Annotated in this window: 15 protein-coding genes; 10 read left to right on the top strand and 5 right to left on the bottom strand. The window is 68.2% G+C overall.

Going from position 1 to position 17,055, the window contains the following annotated elements:
* The first annotated feature begins 27 nt into the window (after window positions 1-27).
* From AB0M15_RS19540 to AB0M15_RS19525, 4 genes are read left to right on the top strand one after another with little or no spacing between them, the layout of a single operon-like run.
* On the top strand, window positions 28-801 hold the full coding sequence (locus tag AB0M15_RS19540; protein ID WP_363820465.1) for a TetR/AcrR family transcriptional regulator: 774 nt from the start codon (window positions 28-30) through the stop codon (window positions 799-801).
* Complete coding sequence (locus AB0M15_RS19535; protein WP_363820462.1) at window positions 798-2,078, top strand: acetyl-CoA C-acetyltransferase; 1,281 nt, start codon at window positions 798-800, stop codon at window positions 2,076-2,078. Before AB0M15_RS19540 ends, AB0M15_RS19535 begins: the two co-directional genes overlap by 4 nt.
* A 13-nt stretch (window positions 2,079-2,091) precedes the next feature.
* Complete coding sequence (locus AB0M15_RS19530) at window positions 2,092-3,435, top strand: 3-oxoacyl-ACP reductase (RefSeq protein ID WP_363820460.1); 1,344 nt, start codon at window positions 2,092-2,094, stop codon at window positions 3,433-3,435.
* 1 nt (window position 3,436) lies between these two features.
* Window positions 3,437-4,285 carry a MaoC/PaaZ C-terminal domain-containing protein gene (locus tag AB0M15_RS19525; protein WP_363820458.1) on the top strand — a complete coding sequence of 283 codons (849 nt, stop codon included), beginning with the start codon at window positions 3,437-3,439 and terminating at the stop codon, window positions 4,283-4,285.
* Window positions 4,286-4,391: 106 nt separating this feature from the next.
* Here AB0M15_RS19525 and thrS read toward each other — a convergent pair whose 3' ends face one another.
* Both thrS and AB0M15_RS19515 read right to left on the bottom strand, forming a co-directional pair.
* On the bottom strand, window positions 4,392-5,636 hold the full coding sequence (thrS, locus tag AB0M15_RS19520) for a threonine--tRNA ligase (RefSeq protein ID WP_363820456.1): 1,245 nt from the start codon (window positions 5,634-5,636) through the stop codon (window positions 4,392-4,394).
* Window positions 5,637-5,803: 167 nt separating this feature from the next.
* Window positions 5,804-6,652 (bottom strand): acyl-CoA thioesterase II, encoded by an 849-nt coding sequence (locus tag AB0M15_RS19515; RefSeq protein WP_363820453.1) that lies wholly within the window; start codon window positions 6,650-6,652, stop codon window positions 5,804-5,806.
* A 154-nt stretch (window positions 6,653-6,806) separates the two neighbouring features.
* On the opposite strand from AB0M15_RS19515, the gene AB0M15_RS19510 reads away from it, so the two are divergent.
* The gene (locus AB0M15_RS19510; RefSeq protein WP_363820450.1) at window positions 6,807-7,265 is read left to right on the top strand and encodes a DoxX family protein; all 459 of its coding nucleotides are present in this window, start codon (window positions 6,807-6,809) and stop codon (window positions 7,263-7,265) included.
* 45 nt (window positions 7,266-7,310) lie between these two features.
* Here AB0M15_RS19510 and AB0M15_RS19505 read toward each other — a convergent pair whose 3' ends face one another.
* The gene (locus AB0M15_RS19505; protein WP_363820438.1) at window positions 7,311-8,225 is read right to left on the bottom strand and encodes a PAC2 family protein; all 915 of its coding nucleotides are present in this window, start codon (window positions 8,223-8,225) and stop codon (window positions 7,311-7,313) included.
* A 215-nt stretch (window positions 8,226-8,440) separates the two neighbouring features.
* Between AB0M15_RS19505 and AB0M15_RS19500 the strand changes: the two genes are divergently transcribed.
* The 4 genes from AB0M15_RS19500 to AB0M15_RS19485 all read left to right on the top strand — a co-directional run bounded on the left by AB0M15_RS19500 (window position 8,441) and on the right by AB0M15_RS19485 (window position 12,526).
* Window positions 8,441-9,577: a hydroxyacid dehydrogenase gene (locus AB0M15_RS19500; protein ID WP_363820434.1), complete on the top strand. Its 1,137-nt coding sequence runs from the start codon at window positions 8,441-8,443 to the stop codon at window positions 9,575-9,577.
* Complete coding sequence (locus tag AB0M15_RS19495) at window positions 9,574-11,484, top strand: DUF2264 domain-containing protein (RefSeq protein ID WP_363820431.1); 1,911 nt, start codon at window positions 9,574-9,576, stop codon at window positions 11,482-11,484. Before AB0M15_RS19500 ends, AB0M15_RS19495 begins: the two co-directional genes overlap by 4 nt.
* A 17-nt stretch (window positions 11,485-11,501) precedes the next feature.
* Entirely contained in the window at window positions 11,502-11,924 is a 423-nt protein-coding gene (locus tag AB0M15_RS19490; protein WP_363820428.1) for a hypothetical protein, read from the top strand.
* Between the two features lie 74 nt (window positions 11,925-11,998).
* Window positions 11,999-12,526: a ferritin gene (locus tag AB0M15_RS19485; protein ID WP_363820423.1), complete on the top strand. Its 528-nt coding sequence runs from the start codon at window positions 11,999-12,001 to the stop codon at window positions 12,524-12,526.
* 104 nt (window positions 12,527-12,630) lie between these two features.
* On the opposite strand, the gene AB0M15_RS19480 is transcribed toward AB0M15_RS19485, so the two are convergent.
* Entirely contained in the window at window positions 12,631-14,526 is a 1,896-nt protein-coding gene (locus AB0M15_RS19480; RefSeq protein ID WP_363820416.1) for a DUF2207 domain-containing protein, read from the bottom strand.
* A gap of 29 nt (window positions 14,527-14,555) precedes the next feature.
* Window positions 14,556-15,812 carry a tyrosine-type recombinase/integrase gene (locus tag AB0M15_RS19475; protein ID WP_363820411.1) on the bottom strand — a complete coding sequence of 419 codons (1,257 nt, stop codon included), beginning with the start codon at window positions 15,810-15,812 and terminating at the stop codon, window positions 14,556-14,558.
* 149 nt (window positions 15,813-15,961) lie between these two features.
* On the opposite strand from AB0M15_RS19475, the gene AB0M15_RS19470 reads away from it, so the two are divergent.
* A complete protein-coding gene (locus AB0M15_RS19470; RefSeq protein ID WP_363820406.1) occupies window positions 15,962-17,041 on the top strand; it encodes a hypothetical protein in 1,080 nt (359 codons plus the stop codon).
* The last annotated feature ends 14 nt before the right edge of the window (window positions 17,042-17,055 follow it).

The raw sequence follows: 17,055 nt of genomic DNA, 5'->3' as shown, positions 1-17,055 counted from the left end.
GGGTAGCAGTATGACTAAGATCGGTCCATGAGCTCCGCGCTGCTCGCGATCGGACGCCGCCGGACCACGGCGGAGCGTCGTCGCGACCGCGAGCGGGACATCATCCGGGCCACTCGCGAACTCTTCGACGAGCGCGGCACGATCGACGCCCAGATCGACGACATCGCGAAGCGGGTCGGGATCAACAAGGCGCTCATCTACCGGCACTTCGCGGGCAAGGAAGAGCTGTTCGCGCTCACATTGGTCGACTATCTGGGCGAGCTCGACGAGCGGCTCCAAGAAGTAGACGGCCCGCGCAAGGCACCGATGAACAGACTCAGGAGCCTCAGTGAGGTCTTCGTGGACTTCTGCCTGGAGTATCCGGCCTTTGCTGACTGCGCAATGAGTCTGCTCCGAAAGACCGGCGAAGAACTCTTCGGAGAGATCACCGAGCCCGTGATGATCAAGCTGGGCAACGCGATGGCCGCGGCGCTCGATCGGATCTCGACCATTCTCAAGGCGGGTCAGAAGAGCGGCGTCTTCGACGAGGTCGACACGGACTACCTCGCCAACCACCTCTACACGCAGACGCTCGGGGCGATGCACATGGCGCGGATGGGACTGATCGTGTCCCGCCAAACGGGTGACAAGGCCCACCCGGTGGTCCACCACGCCGACATCAGCACAGTACGAGCGACCGCCATCACCGCAACGCTCGCCACAGCAGTTGGCCGCAAAGCATTAACCGGTACCACCACGCGCAGTACGAAAAAGGCCACCGCCAGGCGCTCACCCTCAAGTACCGCAGGAGAGAACCAGTGACCGAGACCCGCAAGGTGGCCGTCGTCGCCGGCAACCGCATCCCGTTCGCCCGGCAGGACAAGACCTACCGGCACGCGTCGAACTCCGACATGCTCACCGCCGCCCTCAACGGTCTCGTCGACCGCACCGGACTCGGCGGCCAGGAGGTCGGTGAGGTCGTCGCGGGCGCGGTCCTCAAGCACGCCCGCGACTGGAACATGGTCCGCGAGGTCGTCCTCGGCTCGAAGCTCGCGGCGACGACCCCGGCGTACGACATCCAGCAGGCGTGCGGCACCGGACTCGAGGCCGCGATCCTGGTCGGCAACAAGATCGCCCTCGGCCAGATCGACGCCGGCATCGCGGGTGGCGTCGACACCGCCTCCGACGCACCGATCGCAGTCAGCAACGAGCTGCGCAACGTGCTCCTCGATCTCAACCGGGCCAGGTCGATCCAGGAACGCCTCAAGATCCTCACCCACCTCAGGCCGAAGGACATCGTTCCGGAGATCCCGCGCAACGCCGAGCCGCGCACCGGCAAGTCGATGGGCGACCACGCCGCCCTCACCGCGCTCGAGTGGGGCATCACCCGCGAGGCGCAGGACGAGCTGGCCTACAACTCGCACATCAACCTCGCCAAGGCGTACGACCGCGGCTTCCAGGAAAGCCTCATCACGCCGTACCTAGGCCTCGAGAAGGACCAGAATCTCCGCGCCGACACCACGCTGGAGAAGCTGGCCAAGCTCAAGACCGTCTACGGCAAGGGCGAGACGGCCACGATGACCGCGGGCAACTCCACTCCCCTGACCGACGGCGCCTCCACGGTGCTGCTGTCCACGGACGAGTGGGCCGCCGACCACGGACTCAGGCCGCTCGCCTACCTCACCCACTCGCAGACCGCCGCGGTCGACTACGTGAAGGGCGCCGAGGGCCTGCTGATGGCCCCCGCGTACGCCGTACCGCGCATGCTCCAACGAGCCGGCCTCACCCTCCTCCAGGACTTCGACTACTACGAGATCCACGAGGCGTTCGCGTCCCAAGTACTGTCCACCCTGAAGGCCTGGGAGGACCCGATCTTCTGCAAGGAACGCCTCGGCCTCGACGCCCCACTGGGCGAGATCGACCGGGCCAAACTCAACGTCAACGGCAGTTCGCTGGCGGCGGGTCACCCGTTCGCAGCGACCGGCGGCCGGATCGTCGCCGCACTGGCCAAGCAGCTCGACGAGAACGGCGGCGGCCGCGGCCTGATCTCGATCTGCGCCGCCGGTGGCCAGGGCGTCGTCGCCATCCTCGAGAAGTAGGAGCAGACCGAAGATGACGGATCGCTACCAGACTTTCACCCGTACGCCGCTGGGCCGCACGCTGGTCAAAAACCTGGGACTGCCAGACCCCACCCCGCTGCCACGCTGGACCGACGGATCACCCGTGATCGACGGCCAGGTCGTCCTCGGCGCGATCACCGAAACCGACACAGGCAAGGCCATCCAGGCCCTCCTGCGCGACATCGGCGCCTCCTTCAGTACTGCGGCCGAAGGCGTCGCCTCCAGCACCCTCCGCCCGAAGGCACTCGTCTTCGACGCGACCGGCGCGACCTCGACCGCCGATCTCACCTCATTGCAGCGCTTCTTCTCGCCCGTCATCCGCCAGCTCGCTCCGGCGGGCCGTGTGATCGTCGTCGGCCGCACCCCGGAGCTGTCCGCGACCCCCGAGCAGCAGATCGCGCAACGCGCCCTCGAAGGCTTCACCAGGTCGCTCGGCAAGGAGGTCAAGCGAGGCGCCACGGTCAACCTCGTGTACGTCGCCCCCGACGCGCACGACCAGCTCGACTCGACCCTGCGCTTCTTCCTCTCCCCCAAGTCGGCGTACGTCGACGGCCAGGTCGCCCGGATCGGCACCGGCCCCCTCGTCGGCAACGACCCGACAGCGCCCCTGGCCGGCAAGGTCGCCCTCGTCACTGGAGCAGCGAGAGGCATCGGCGCGGCCATCGCGCAGACCCTCGCCCGCGACGGAGCGACGGTCCTCGGCGTCGACGTACCGCAGAACGCCAACGACCTGCGCAAGGTGATCACCAAGATCGGCGGCCACGAACTCCTGCTCGACGTCACCGCGATCGACGCGCCGCAACGGATCGCGGCGGCCGGCGCGGAGCTGGGCGGCCTCGACGTCGTCGTCCACAACGCCGGCATCACCCGCGACAAGCGGCTCGCGAACATGCGTACCGACACCTGGGACGCCGTCCTCGACGTCAACCTGCGCGCACCCGAGCGGATCACCGCCCATCTGCTGGAAGCAAAGAGCCTCAACGACAGCGCATCGGTGATCGGCGTCGCCTCGATCGCCGGCATCGCGGGCAACAACGGCCAGACCAACTATGCCACCTCCAAGGCCGGCGTGATCGGCCTCGTCCAAGCGCTCGCGCCACGGCTGGCCGAGCGCAACCTGCGGATCAACGCGGTCGCCCCCGGCTTCATCGAGACCGAGATGACGGCGAAGATCCCGTTCACGATCCGTGAGGTCGGCCGCCGCGTCAACTCGCTGCAGCAGGGCGGGCTGCCGATCGACGTCGCCGAGACAATCGCCTGGTTCGCCGATCCGGCCTCCGCGGGAGTCACCGGCAACGTGGTCCGCGTCTGCGGCCAGAGCATGCTCGGCGCCTGAGATGCCCACTCGCCGGTACGACGATTCGCCGGGCTTCGGCTCGCTGTACGCCCGCACGGTCAAGGCGACGCTGCGCAAGGCGGAGTACGAGCCGGACCTCGACGGGCTGACCCTGGAGTTGCCGCGGGCAACAGTCGACCAGGACCACCTGACGGCGTACCGGGAGGTCACCGGGTTCGCCGCCGGCCCCGCGCTGCCGGTCACCTATCCGCACATCCTGGCGTTCCCGCTGCATCTGGATCTGATGTCGGACCCGTCGTTCCCGTACAAGCCGATGGGCATCGTGCACCTCGGCAACACGATCACCCAGCTCAAGCCGCTGCCGATGCACGCCGAGTTCGCGATCACTGTGCACAGCGGGCCCGAGCGCCCGCATCCGAAGGGCACGGTTTTCGAGGTGCTCAGCTCGGTCAGCGTGGACGACGAGGTCGTCTGGACCGACACGACGACGTTGCTGAGCCGCTCGTCCGGCACGCCGTCGGCCCACGCCGACCTGCTGCCCGATCCGGGTCTGGAGCCGACCGCGGTCTGGGATCTCAGGGCGAACCTCGGCCGCCGGTACGCCGCTGCGTCCGGCGACCGTAATCCGATCCACCTCTTCAAGCTCTCCGCACAGGCCTTCGGGTTCCCCCGCCAGATCGCGCACGGGATGTGGGCCAAGGCTGCTTCCCTGGCCTCCATCCAGCGGTCCGGCGGGCTCCCCGACGCCTACACAGTCCGCGTCGACTTCCGCAAACCGCTCCTGCTCCCGTCCCGAGTCACCTTCGCCCACAGCCGCTTGGGCGACTTCGCCATCTACAACCAGGAGCAGACCACCACCCACCTGATCGGCCAGCTCCAACCCCGCTGAGCGTGTCCCGACCGACAGGACATAGTGGTCAAATAGCGGCCGGCCACCGCCTCCGTGAGCGCGGCGATCGGCCGAGTTAGCGACTATGTCCTGTCGGTCGGGACAGTCATCCCTCACGCCGGAGTGGGTCACACTCGGCAGCCAGCCGGTCCAGAGCCTCGCCGGCCGGGGCTGGGGGCAACTGTTGTCCGTCTCGGAGACGGATGGCGAGGGCACCCGCCTCGACCTCACGCGCGCCGATCACGGCCTGGTACGGCGCCAGCCGGTTCTCCCGGATCCGCGCACCCAGCGACCCCTCGTCGGCATGCGCGACCTCCACCCGGAGCCCGCGATCCCTCGCCCGCCGTGCGACCTCCAGAGCTGCCTTCTCCTCGTCATCCGAGATCGGCAGTACCACGAGTTGCACCGGCGCGAGCCTAGCGGGGAACGCGCCGCCGTGCACCTCGATCAGATGCGCAACGGCCCGCTCGATGCTGCCGACGATCGCCCGATGCACCATCACCGGCCGATGCTTGTTGCCGTCGGCACCGATGTACTCCAGCCCGAACGCATCCGGCTGGTGGAAGTCGACTTGAATGGTCGAAAGGGTCGACTCCCGCCCGGCCGAATCGACGATCTGGATGTCGATCTTCGGCCCGTAGAAGGCCGCCTCGCCCGGCTCCTCGGAGTACTCCAGTCCGGACTTGTCCAGCACATCACGCAACAGGTCGGCCGCCAGCGCCCAGCTCTCCGCCGAGCCGACGTACTTGCTGGACGGGTCGCCAAACCGAGCATCCGAAGCGGGCAATGAGAGGACATAGCCCGACGCGCTGATGCCGAGGTCGTGATGCGCCTGCTTGATGAGTTCGAGCGCTGCCAGCGCCTCGTCGGCGACCTGCTCCAGCATGCAGAAGATGTGCCCGTCGTTGAGTTGCATCGCCCGGACTCTGGTCAGCCCGCCGAGCACGCCGGACAGCTCGGAGCGGTACTGACCGCCGAGCTCGGACATCCGCAGCGGCAGCTCGCGGTAGCTGTGGGATCGGGATCTGAACATCAGGGCGTGATGCGGGCAGAGGCTCGGCCGGAGTACGACCTCCTCGTCGCCGATGGACATCGGCGGGTACATGTCCTCGCTGTACTTCGACCAGTGGCCGGAGATCTCGTAGAGCTCGCGCTTGCCCAGTACAGGCGAGTAGACCTGCTGGTAGCCGGCTCTTCGCTCGACGTCGGCGATGTACCGCTCCAAGGCCTGCCGGATCGCGGCGCCGGCCGGGAGCCAGTACGGCAGACCTGCGCCGATCAGCGGGTCGGAGTCGAACAGGCCGAGTTCGCGGCCGAGCTTGCGGTGGTCGTACTTGGCTTGGTTGTTCATGGGATGTGCACTCCTCGGGTGATGAGGCGAGTGTCCACATGGCGAAGCCCCGGGCACTCGCCCGGGGCTTCGGAAAATCGACAGTCAGCTGTCAGCGCGCCGGGACGTACCTCGGCGTCGTCGTCACCACCGCGCGCTGATTCATACCGACAACGCTAGCAGATGGCTCAAGCTTCTTCATCGTCCAATTCGAGACCGATCGGCCGGATCAGCCCCTCCTGCGCGACCGACGCGACCAGCCGTCCGTCCTGGCTGAACAGCCGCCCGGTCGCGAACCCACGAGCACCCGACGCCGACGGTGACGCCTGGTCGTAGAGCAGCCACTCGTCCGCGCGGAACGGCCGGTGGAACCACAGCGCATGGTCGATCGAGGCCGGCTGGATCCGCCGGTCGCCGATGATGATGCCGTGCGGCAACAAGCTTGCCCCGAGCAACGTCAGGTCACTCGCGTAGGCCAGAACGCAAGCATGCAAGGCCTGATCGTCGGCCAGCTTGCCCGAGGCCCGGATCCAGAACTGCCGCCCGGTGAGACCGGCCAGCCGGACGTCGAGCGCCGCCCACTCCTTGTTCCAGTCCTCGGCCTTGCGCCCGCTCGCCGCCTCGAAGACCGACGCCAGCGTCGGCGCCTCCTCCGGTGGTACCAGGTCGTCCGGCATCTTGTCGGCGTGATCCAGCCCCGGCTCGGGCACCTGGAACGACGCGGACATGTAGAAGATCGTCTTGCCGCGCTGCGTCGCGACCACCCGCCGGCTGCTGAACGAGCGGCCGTCGCGGATCAGCTCGGGGTGGTATTCGATCGGTACCGACGTGTCGCCCGGGCGGAGGAAGTACCCGTGCAGGGAGTGCACGATGCGGTCCTCGCCGACCGTACGGCTCGCGGCGGCGAGTGCCTGGCCGAGCACCTGCCCACCGAACACCCGCTGGGCTGACGTCTGCGGCTGCCGGCCGCGGAACAGGTCGGCGTCGATCTTCTCCAGGTCGAGCAGCTCGACCAGATCCTCCAGGGACTCGGGCATGCCTCATCCTGACAGCTTCTGCCGGAGGTACCGGCAGCCCCTTGGGTTGGCGTCGTGTGTCGCCCCTCACTCGGGTGTTTTCGGTGAGCTTTCGGTCGCTGCTTGTAAGTTGATGAGCACTCAACCATCAAACGTACGACTGACAGGAGTAGCTGTGAGCCCCCTCCGCACGCTGACCCGGCCCGTCCACGCAGCCCGCGACCTCGTCCTGCTGATCGCCCGCGTCGGCCTCGGCGTCGTCTTCATCGCCCACGGCTGGCAGAAGTTCCGCACCAACGGCCTCGACGGCACCGCGGCCGGCTTCGATCAGATGGGTGTACCGGCTCCCACGCTCTCCGCGTACTACGCAGCCGCCGTCGAACTCATCGGCGGCGCAGCCCTGGTGCTCGGCGTACTGACGACCGTCGCCGGGGTCCTGCTGGCAATCGACATGGCCGGCGCGTTCCTGTTCGTGCACATGTCGAACGGGGTGTTCGTGGCGGACGGCGGCTGGGAGCTGGTCGTAGTACTCGGCCTGTTCGCTTTGGCGCTGGCAGCCATCGGCGCCGGCCGCTTCAGCCTCGACAACACCCTCACGCGGAGTGCCACGGGACGTGCGACCGTCTCCGCCTGAGTGCAGAAGGCGCCCACCAGTTGGTGGGCGCCTTCTGTGAAGTACTTAGTTGTCTTCCTCGCGGTTCAGTTCGGCGAGGAACTGTTCGACCTCGGCGCCTAGCTCGTCTGCTGACGGGGTGGAGCCGGCTAGGAGGCTGCCGCGGCTTACTGAGCCGGCGGCTGCGTCGTACTGGGTCTCCAGGGCGTTGACTACCGAGGAGGCGTCCTCGGAAGCTTCCACCTGCTCGTCTACCAGGCGGCCGGTTACGGCGGCCTCGTCCAGGAGGGCCTTGCTAGGGAGCAGCAGGCCGGTTGCCGCTGAGATCGCGTGGACCAGGGCAAGTGCTGCGCCCGGGAAACGGTTCTCGGCCAGGTAGTGCGGGACGTGGACAGCGAAGCCCATGGCGTCCTTGCCTGCCTCGCCCAGCCGCACCTGGAGCATGGTGGCGGCGCTGGCGGGGAGACGCATCTCGCCGTCCCAGATGTTCGAGCGGGTGACCAGCTCAGGCCGGGTCGCGTGCGACGTGAGGCCGAGCGGGCGGGTGTGCGGGACGCCCATCGGGATGCCGTGCACGCCGATGGTCAGCGTCACGTTGTACATCTCGATCAACTGACGGACAGCACCGGCGAAGCGGTTCCAGTGGTTGTCGGGCTCGACGCCCTCCAGCAGCAGGAACTCGACGCCCGCGTCGTCCTTCATCAGGTGCAGCGACAGCTGCGGCGGGCTGTAGTCGATGAACCGGTCCTCGGCGAACGTCACCTCGGGACGGCGGGCCCGGTAGTCGTGCAGAAGGTCGACGTCGAACCGCGCGAGCAGCCGGTTGTCGAGCACCTCGAGCAGGTGGTCGGCCGTCACCCGGCCGGCCTGGCCGGCGTCCATGAATCCGTCGAGCGAATGCACCAGCACCTTGGGCGTCGCCGCCGGGCCGGTCGCCACCGACTCGTCGACGATCTCGTAGAGGTCGTCCGGTCGCAGCATCGTCGTCTCCTTCTTAGTGGCCTTCAGGGCGGTCGGCCCCTCTATCCTGCCTTCTCCCTCAACAACGCCCGCGCGCCGGGCGGTAATTCCGCCTGCTGGGACTTTTCTCACTTCGTCCTTCGCTCCGCGCCTGAGCCGCTGCGTCGACGTGTCCAAAAGCGGTCAGACATGCCCGCGGACGAGCAATCTGGGAAAGCGCTTGCTAGCGTGCTCCTGTGCGCACCGAATCCGAGCCGACCCCAACCGCCCTCCCGCCGTCCCCGGAGACCGCCCCGACCGCGGCCCAGCCGGCTCCGACGCTCGTCCCGACTGCTGCCGTCACCGGGCGACCGACGGTGATGCTCGCGATGAACGAGTCCAGCCGGGCGCGCGTGCTGGTGCCCGCGGTCCGCGAGCGTCTGGAGCGGGTGGCCGATGTCCTTCTGGTCGGTCCGGGGAGCACCGGCAACCCACGGCACGAGCCGGGCAACCCGTTCCTCGACGACCCCGCGATCCGGGCGGCGCTCGGCGACGTAGACGTGCTGCTCACCGGCTGGGGGTGTCCGGCGATCACGCCTGAGGGGCTTGCGGCGGCGCCGAAGCTCAAGGCGATCATCCACGCGGCCGGGTCGGTGAAGGGATTCGTCGACCCGGCCGCGTTCGAGCGCGGCGTCCAGGTCTCGTCCGCAGTCGTCGCCAACGCGCTGCCGGTGGCCGAGTTCACCGTGGCGACGATCGTCCTGAGTGGTAAGCGGGCGTTCCGGCTCGGAGCGGAGTACAGGATCAACAAGCACCGGCCGGATCCGAGCGCGGTGCCGGGGAGCTACGGGAGCACCGTCGGGCTGCTCGGCGCGTCCCGGATCGGGCGGATGGTTGCGGAGCGGCTGCGCGCGTTCGATCTCGAAGTACTGATCAGTGACCCGTATCTGAGTGCAGCCGAGGCTGCTGAGCTCGGCGCGGAGCTGGTCGAGCTGGACTCGTTGTTCAGCCGCAGCGACATCCTGAGCGTGCACGCGCCGCTGCTGCCCGAAACGGTCGGCCTGGTCGACGCCCGCCTGCTCGGGCTGTTGAAGGCCGGCTCGGTCCTGATCAACACCGCTCGCGGACGGATCGTCGACGCCGCCGCGCTCGAGCGGGAGTGCGTCGCGGGCCGCCTCGACGCGGTCCTCGACGTCACCGACCCGGAGCCGCTGCCGCCGGATTCCCCGCTGCTCGACCTGCCCAACGTCTTCCTCACTCCGCATCTCGCCGGCGCGGTCGGCAACGAGGTCGCGAGGCTCGGCGAATTGGCCGTCAGTGAATTGGAACGTTTTGCCGCCGGCGCTCCTCTTCATCACGTCATCAATTCCACCGAACTCGGGAGGATCGCATGAGCCGCCTCGTGCTCCCTGACACCGACCGTGTGCTGTCCCGCCAGACCGGCTGGGTGCGCGCCCATTGGGAGGCCCTCGCCGACCACCTGCTCGACTCGCTGGTCTCGTACTTCTCCCCCGGCAACGCCCGCGTCGTCCTGCCCGGCCGGCCGAGCCGCTCCGGTACTTCGTCCGACGAGCTGGAAGGGTTCGCCCGGTCGTTCATGCTGGCCGCCTTTCGGATCGCCGGCGTCCGCGGCAAGGGCTGCGAGAAGCTGATCGAGCGGTATGCCCGCGGCGTCACCAACGGGGCCGACCCCGACCACCCCGAGGCGTGGCTGCGACTTACCCCTCGCTCGCAACAGATGGTCGAGGCGGCCGCGATCGCCGTCGCGCTGCACGAGTCCCGGGAGTGGATCTGGGACCGGCTCGACACCCGCGCTCAGGAACACGTCGCGGAGTGGCTCGGCGGCTTCATCGGGTCGACCACGCACGACAACAACTGGCGGCTGTTCCAGGTCGTCAGCGAGCAGTTCCTCGCCTCCGTCGGCGCGCCCTACTCGCAGGAGGACATCGACGGCGGGCTGGACCGGATCGAGGACTGGTACGTCGGCGACGGCTGGTACTCCGATGGCGACGGGCAGAACTTCGACAACTACATCGGCTGGGCCATGCACCTCTACCCGGGCATCTGGACCCGGATGGCGGCGGCGACTCCGGGAGCGCAGTACGACGACCGACTGAAGGTCTATCGCGAGCGGCTCGCACTGTTCCTGGAGGACGCGGTTCACCTGGTCGGCAACGACGGTGCGCCGGTCTATCAGGGGCGGTCGCTGACGTACCGGATGGCGGCTGCCACGCCGTACTGGATGGGGCAGATTCTCGACGCGACGCCGTTGTCGCCTGGGCAGACGCGGCGGTTGTGTTCAGGGGTTGCGCGGCACTTCGTGCAGCACGGCGTACCGGATGAGCGGGGGCTGTTGACACTCGGGTGGTACGACACGTTCCTCCCGACTACGCAGCCGTACTCCGGGCCTGGGTCGCCGTACTGGGCGTCCAAGGGCTTCATCGGGCTGCTGCTGCCGCCGGAGCACCCGGTGTGGTCGGATCCCGAGGAGACGGTGCCACTGGACGAGGCCGATCAGGTACGGGCGATGCCTGCGCCTGGATGGCTGGTGCATGCGAGCCGGCACGACCAGGTGGTCAAGCTGATCAATCACGGCGCGGACCACGCTCCCCCGGCCGAGCCTGTCGGAATCGAGCCTGCCGCCGACCCGCACTACGACCGGCTGGCCTACGCGAACCATGCTGGGCCGGAGATCTCCGACGCCGCCTTGTTGCAACGGGTGGACAACCTGACGTCGCTCGTCGACCAACACGGCAAGTCGAGCTATCGCGGGCGGATCCGGCGGCTCGGCGTGGGGGCGCGATCGGCAGCGTCCTGGAACAACGCGTGGCTGGGCAGCGACGGCCCGTGGGCGATCGAGACCGCGTCGGTGGTGCACGGCGGCTGGGAGATCCGGTGTTCACTGGTCGACGGGCCGGCCGGCGTGCTGGTGCGGAGCGGTGGGTATGCGGTTGCCGGGCAATCCTTGCCCACAGCAACGGTCGGCGAGGGGCCGGCCTGGGCGTCGGCGCGGAACTCCGACGGGCTGATGGCGGCCGTGGTCAACCTGCACGGGTACGAGGAGGCGGGTGTGCACCGCGATCTGGGGGCGAACCCGTTCGGGCCGCACTCGGCCACGCCGTACCTGACCGCGGCTCACAGCGGGGAGCCGTTGGTGCTTGTGCACGCGGTGTTGCTGACCCGTGACGCGATCCGCCCCGAGGCACTTGCCGAGGGCATCGCGGTAGCCGTCGACGGACACGAGATCACTCTCACACTGCCCGGTGACGACACCGAAATAGTCCGCCTGGGGAACCACTGACCTCGTACGGTGGGGGTATGACGGAAACGATCGAACCCGCTGCCACCGACGCATTGTCGGAGGCGGTCGCGGCCGACCCCAGTACGGCCAACCAAGAGAAGTTGTGGGCGGCAACCTTCGGGCTGGACCGCTGGTGGTTCGTCCAGCGCGGCGAGCCGGACAACCCACAGCCGTTCGTCGGCGTGCACCAGGACCAGCCGTTCCTGATGGCGTTCACCTCGGCGCAGCGCGCCCGGGGCTTCGCGATCGAGAACGGGCTGAGCCCGGCCGACGCCGAAGTACTGGTGCTCGCACTGACGCCTGACGACGCGGTCGCGCAGGCGCCGGTGTGGTTGCAGCAAGGGATCGCCGCGATCACCTTCGACCACGGAATCGCGGGCTATTTCGCCCCTTTGGGCAACCTTCCTGCGATCCGCTCGCATGTGGCGACCCTTACCTGACAGCAATCTGACACGCCGTTAGGCCAGCCTCGCCAACGGTGAGAAATCCGTTGGCGAGCACTACATTGGCCTGCATGAGCACGTACGAGAAACTTCTTCAAGAGCAGATCAGGAACGAATTCACGGCGTCCCACCAGTACACCGCGGTGGCCGTCTGGTTCGACGACCAGGATCTCCCGCAGCTCGCGTCGCACTTCTACAAGCAGTCGCTGGAAGAGCGCAACCACGCGATGATGATGGTGCAGTACCTGCTGGACAAGGACATCCGGCCGCAGATCCCCGGCGTCGGCGAGGTCGTCAACGACTTCAAGGTCGTGCTGGAGCCGCTCGAGCTCGCGCTGCAGCAGGAGATCACCGTCACCAAGCAGATCGAGACGCTGGCCCGGACCGCGCGCGACGACGGCGACTACGTCGGCGAGCAGTTCATGCAGTGGTTCCTCAAGGAGCAGGTCGAAGAGGTCTCCGCGATGACCACCCTGGTCAACGTCGCGAAGCGGGCCGGCGACAACCTCTTCCACCTCGAGGACTTCCTCGCCCGTGAACTCGTCGGCAACGAAGGCTCCGACCCTACCGCCCCCAAGGCCGCCGGCGGCGCCGTCTAACCTCCGCGCCGTTCAGAATCCTCGTTCCTGAACACCAACGCCCGTGCTCAGGGCCGCCGCCGTGCGCGCGGCGGCCCCGGCCGTACCTCGTAGTGCCAGCTGAACTACCAGGAGCTGGTTCCGCCTCCGCCGCCACCGCCGCCGGAGAAGCCGCCGCTGAACCCTGAGGAGCTGCCGCCTCCGCCGCCGCTGCCTGCGGGAGCTGGTGGTGGGTCGAAGGTGTTGGCCACGGTCTGGCTGATGCTGCCGGCCGCGAAACCTGAGCTGTAGTAGGACGGGCCGGAGTACCAGTAGGGGTCCGGGGTGATCCGGCCTGCTGCGACCAGTTGGGCGCAGACGCGTTGCCAGCGGTCGGCCAGTTCGAAAGCGATGGCCCAGGGCAAGTACTTGCTGAAGATGTCCTCGCCCTCCTCGAACTTGAGCTGATCCGCCTCGGCCGTCGCCAGATAGGTCCGGAAGCCGACCAGCTGGTCGGTCACCGCGCGGCCGGCGGCAGTTCGTTGCCCACGGCCCCGTACTCCGAACCAGATGCCGATCGCGATCACCACGGCCAGCGCCGGCACCCCGAAGAGGATCGCCCGGCCGAGGCCACCGGTGGCCGCACCGATCGCCGTACCGCCGACGAGTCCGCCGAACACCCAGGTGCCGAGGATGCCGAGGCAGGCAACTCTCGCGCCACCCGATACGGCCTTTCCGCCGCCGGCGCGTGGCATCCGGACGTACCAGTTGCGCTGCCTGATCTGCTCACGGAGCTGGGCGATCATGGCGTCGTGTGCCTCGCGCATCGAGGTGTCGCCGGTTGGCCGGCGCTCGAGGACGATCTCCGAGTTCGGCTGCAAGCCGGGGAACAGTCCTTGCATGAGGTACTGCTCGTGCGGCGCTGTCGCCACCGCGGGGTTCACCAGCACGGCCTTCTGCTCTTCGCCGGTGTTGTCGATCCGGATCCCGCCGCGGACCGCGAGGTCGATCAGGGTGGCAGCGGTCTCGGTGGTGTTGGCCTTCGCGTCGATCAGCAGGCCGCCCTCGGCGACCGGGATCCTCGGCGGCGAGAACGCGACCGGGAGCTGACTCTCCTTCAGGTCGTCCTTGACCGGCGCCGCGACCATCCCGTCCGGCGGGAAGCTGCCCGGCGGCATCCCGGCGAAGCGCTGGTCCTTGTTGCCGTTCTTGCTGTAGAGCACGGCGGCGAGGATCGCTGCGAAGCTCACTGCGCCGGAGCCGATCAGGCCGGGGACGGTGAGGCCGTTGCGCTGCAGGAAGTTGGGGGCGTCCATCACGATCGGGGTGTCGTTCTGCACGGCACCGGCCGGGATCGCGGCGACGACCGTCAATCCGTTGTGGGATGCGAGCTCTGCCTGGCTGTAGACGGCGGTGCCGGCGGTCACCGTTGCCTGGTCGCACGGAGTCGAGCTGCCTTGCGGTCCGGCGAAACAGGTCGCGCGCTGCACGCCCTTCGGCACGGTGACCTTGACCGAGACGTTTCTGGTCACGGCATCGCTCAGTGTTCCGGTGGTGTCCCAGTAGAGCTCGCTGTGGTCGTCGAAGTGCCGGAGCGCGCCGCGTACGTCGTACTGGAGAACGTAGGTGGCGGTCGGGCCCTTCACGGTCCGGTCCGCGTCGCCGATCTTGATCCGGAGGCTCTGGTCGCGATCGTTGTTCGTCTTGTTGACCGTCTGGGTGAAGGCGGCGCTGTCTCCGGACGGGCTGGAGACGCGCACGTTCGAGATCTGGTACTCCTGATCCTTCGCCTTGTCGTCGACGTAGACCTCGCGGGTGATCAGGTCACGGATGATGCCGTGCCGGTCGGCGGCCGGCAGGAAGCGGTAGACGATCTGCTCGCGGACCTTCAGCACTCCGTCGGTGGTCACCTCGTAGGTGAACTGCATCGAGTCGATGACGTCCGAGCTGCCCGTGGTCGCCGCCTGTGACGGTACTGCCGAACCGGCCAGGACGAGCCCGGCGAACACAGCGGCGACGGCTGTGAAGAATCCCCTACGCATGTCGCGACAGTACCGACGCCAAGGGTCCGTCAGTACCCGCGACTGGCCGGTGTGTCGCCCGAATGCCCCATCGGGTCGGCGGCCTGGTTCGGCCGCTCGGTGGAGGCCGGTTCGCCGGCAGCCTGGATGGCGGCGGCTACCAGGTCGGCGGCTGTGGTGTCTCGGGTGCGGCGGCCGCGGTCGTAGTACTGGGTGGTGGCGATGGTGGCGTGGCCTACGTCCGCTTGGACGTGCTGGATGCGGGCGTCTTGTTCCAGGGCGATGGTGACGTAGGCGTGGCGGAGGGCGTGGGGGTGGATCCGGTCGGCTACCTCGGCCAGAGCGGGGCCGGCTTGTACTGCGATCCGCCGCAGCAGTGCGTTGACGTCGAATCGGGAGCAGCGGGTGCCGTCCTTGGTGGCGATCATCGGGGCGCGGTTGGCGCTGGTCCTGCCTCGAAGGGCTGGGGTGGCGGCGTCGGTGGCGCGGTCGCGCTCGGACAGGTAGTCGGTGAGGGCTGTCGCGGCGAGGTCGGTCAGGTAGACCTCGCGGTGGAGGCCGCCTTTGCCTAGTACTCGTAGCATGGGCTCGCCGCCGGACAGAACGAGGCTGTCTCGGTCTAGCCCGACTAGCTCGGAGACGCGGAGGCCGAGGGTCAGTAGGCCGACTACTGCTACTGCTCGGCGGGCGTACAGCTCTTTGTGGCGGGTGCGGTTGGGTAGCTGGGCCGCTGCGTCGAGGAGCGCTCTCAGCTGGCCTGCTGTCAGCCTGATCGTCGGCGATGCGTCCCGTGCGGTGCTGCCGAGTCCAAGTCGCGCTCGGTTGAGTGCTGCTGGGTTGGCCGGTACTACGCCCGCTTCGGTCAGGTGCCCGTAGAACGCCGACAACGTGGACAGCATCCGCTGCCGAGTCCGCTTCTCCGCACCAGCCGCATCCAACTGATGCAGCCACGCCTTCACGTCAGCACCGGTAGCCGCCCGCGGATCCATCCCCCGCCCCGCACACCACCGAAACCAAGCCAACTGATGCAACACACCGACCCGCCCAGCTGGTGGCCGACGCTCACCTACTGCAGTGTCACTCGCTTCAAGACCCATTAGAGCGTCGACCCAGGCGGTGGGTAGACCGAGGGCGTAGGCGTAGGTCTTGCGGGTGCCTGCGTTGGCGTACTGGGTCAACCAGTCGGCGATCTGTGCCTGCAGTTCCGCCGGATCTTCGACGCCTGGCCAGTCTTCGAGCGGTTCAGCTGTGGCGGGGACTTCTCTGAGCGTCTCCAGGACGACCAGAGCGTCCAATTCGGCGGGCATTTGGCCATCTTCGTCTGCGCTCCCAGTCCAGCTCATGCGGCTCGCCGGACGTACCCACAAAACACTGGTTTCGTTGGTTGATGGTTTGGTTTTGGAAACGCCGAACCGATTAGGCGGTTTTGGATCTGCAAACCTCTACGCTCACGGGCATGAGTGAGGAGACTGGACGCTGCGGTTACAGCAAGTGCCGGGCAGAGTTGCCGGTGCCGGGGACGCAGGGTGGGAGGCCGCGGAGTTTCTGCCGGGACACCCGCTGGGACGGCGGCCGGACCTGCGCGCAAATGGCGAGGGCCGAGAAGGAGGCCCTGGGAGCACTAGGCCTGGACGCCGGCAGCAACACCTTCCGGCTGGACGCCGAGCGCCTGCGAGACCACCTGGAGACGATCCGCGAGCCAGTAGACGCCTTGACGGCGGCACTGGCGGCAGTAAGCACCCGCCTGGACGAGGTGGAGGCCGCTGCAGTCGCCTCTGTCGAGACTGCCCACGCGCAGGTCGCAGAGGCAGAACGAGCCCGACTAGCGGCCGAGGAGGCCCGCGAGAGTGCCGAGCAGCGCACCCGCCAGGCAGTAGCAGCCGCGGAACGAGCCGCCAAGGAACGGACCGAGGCGACCGATCGGGCCGGCGCAGCAGCCCGACAGGCGCTCGACGCCACGGAGGCCCTGGGCGCAGCCCGCCAGCAGACCCAAGACGCGATCGCTGCCCGAGACAACGCGCTACGGGAGCGGGACAACGTAGTACAGGCGCTCGAGGACGCAGTACAAGCCAAGGACCACGCGGTACGCCAGGCGGAGGCAGTACTGGCCACCAAGGAGCAGCAGTTGCACGACGGGGAGCGGGACCGCCTCGAGCTGGCAGCAGCGCTCGAACGGACGGCTTTGGAGCGAGACACCGCTCTCCGAGGAGAACTAGAACGCCGAGCCGAGCTGGAGCTGGTACGTGCCGAGCTAGCCGCCCAGCACCAGACTGCTCGCCAAGCGGAAGCCACCGCAGTTGACCTGCAGGCCGCCCTGGCAGGCGCCGAAGCAAAGGCCAGTCACCTGCGCGACTTGTCGGCTCAGACAGACGCCGAGCTCAGCCACCTCCGTCAGACGGCCGCCGAGAACGTCACTGAACTCGCCCGTCTTCGCACCGAACTGGCCGAACGGCCGGCAGCCCGCCTGCACCCGGAGGATCTCCGGGCGATGCTCACCGCGCTCGCCCCGGCCGCGGTTGCTTCCTCCGCCGACTGACTTCTGCAACCGTC

Origin of the sequence: Kribbella sp. NPDC051718, assembly GCF_040681515.1 — a bacterium.
Classification (GTDB): Bacteria; Actinomycetota; Actinomycetes; order Propionibacteriales; family Kribbellaceae; genus Kribbella.
The sequence above is the reverse complement of the archived record's forward strand: the minus strand, read 5'-3'. Positions and strand labels throughout refer to the sequence as shown.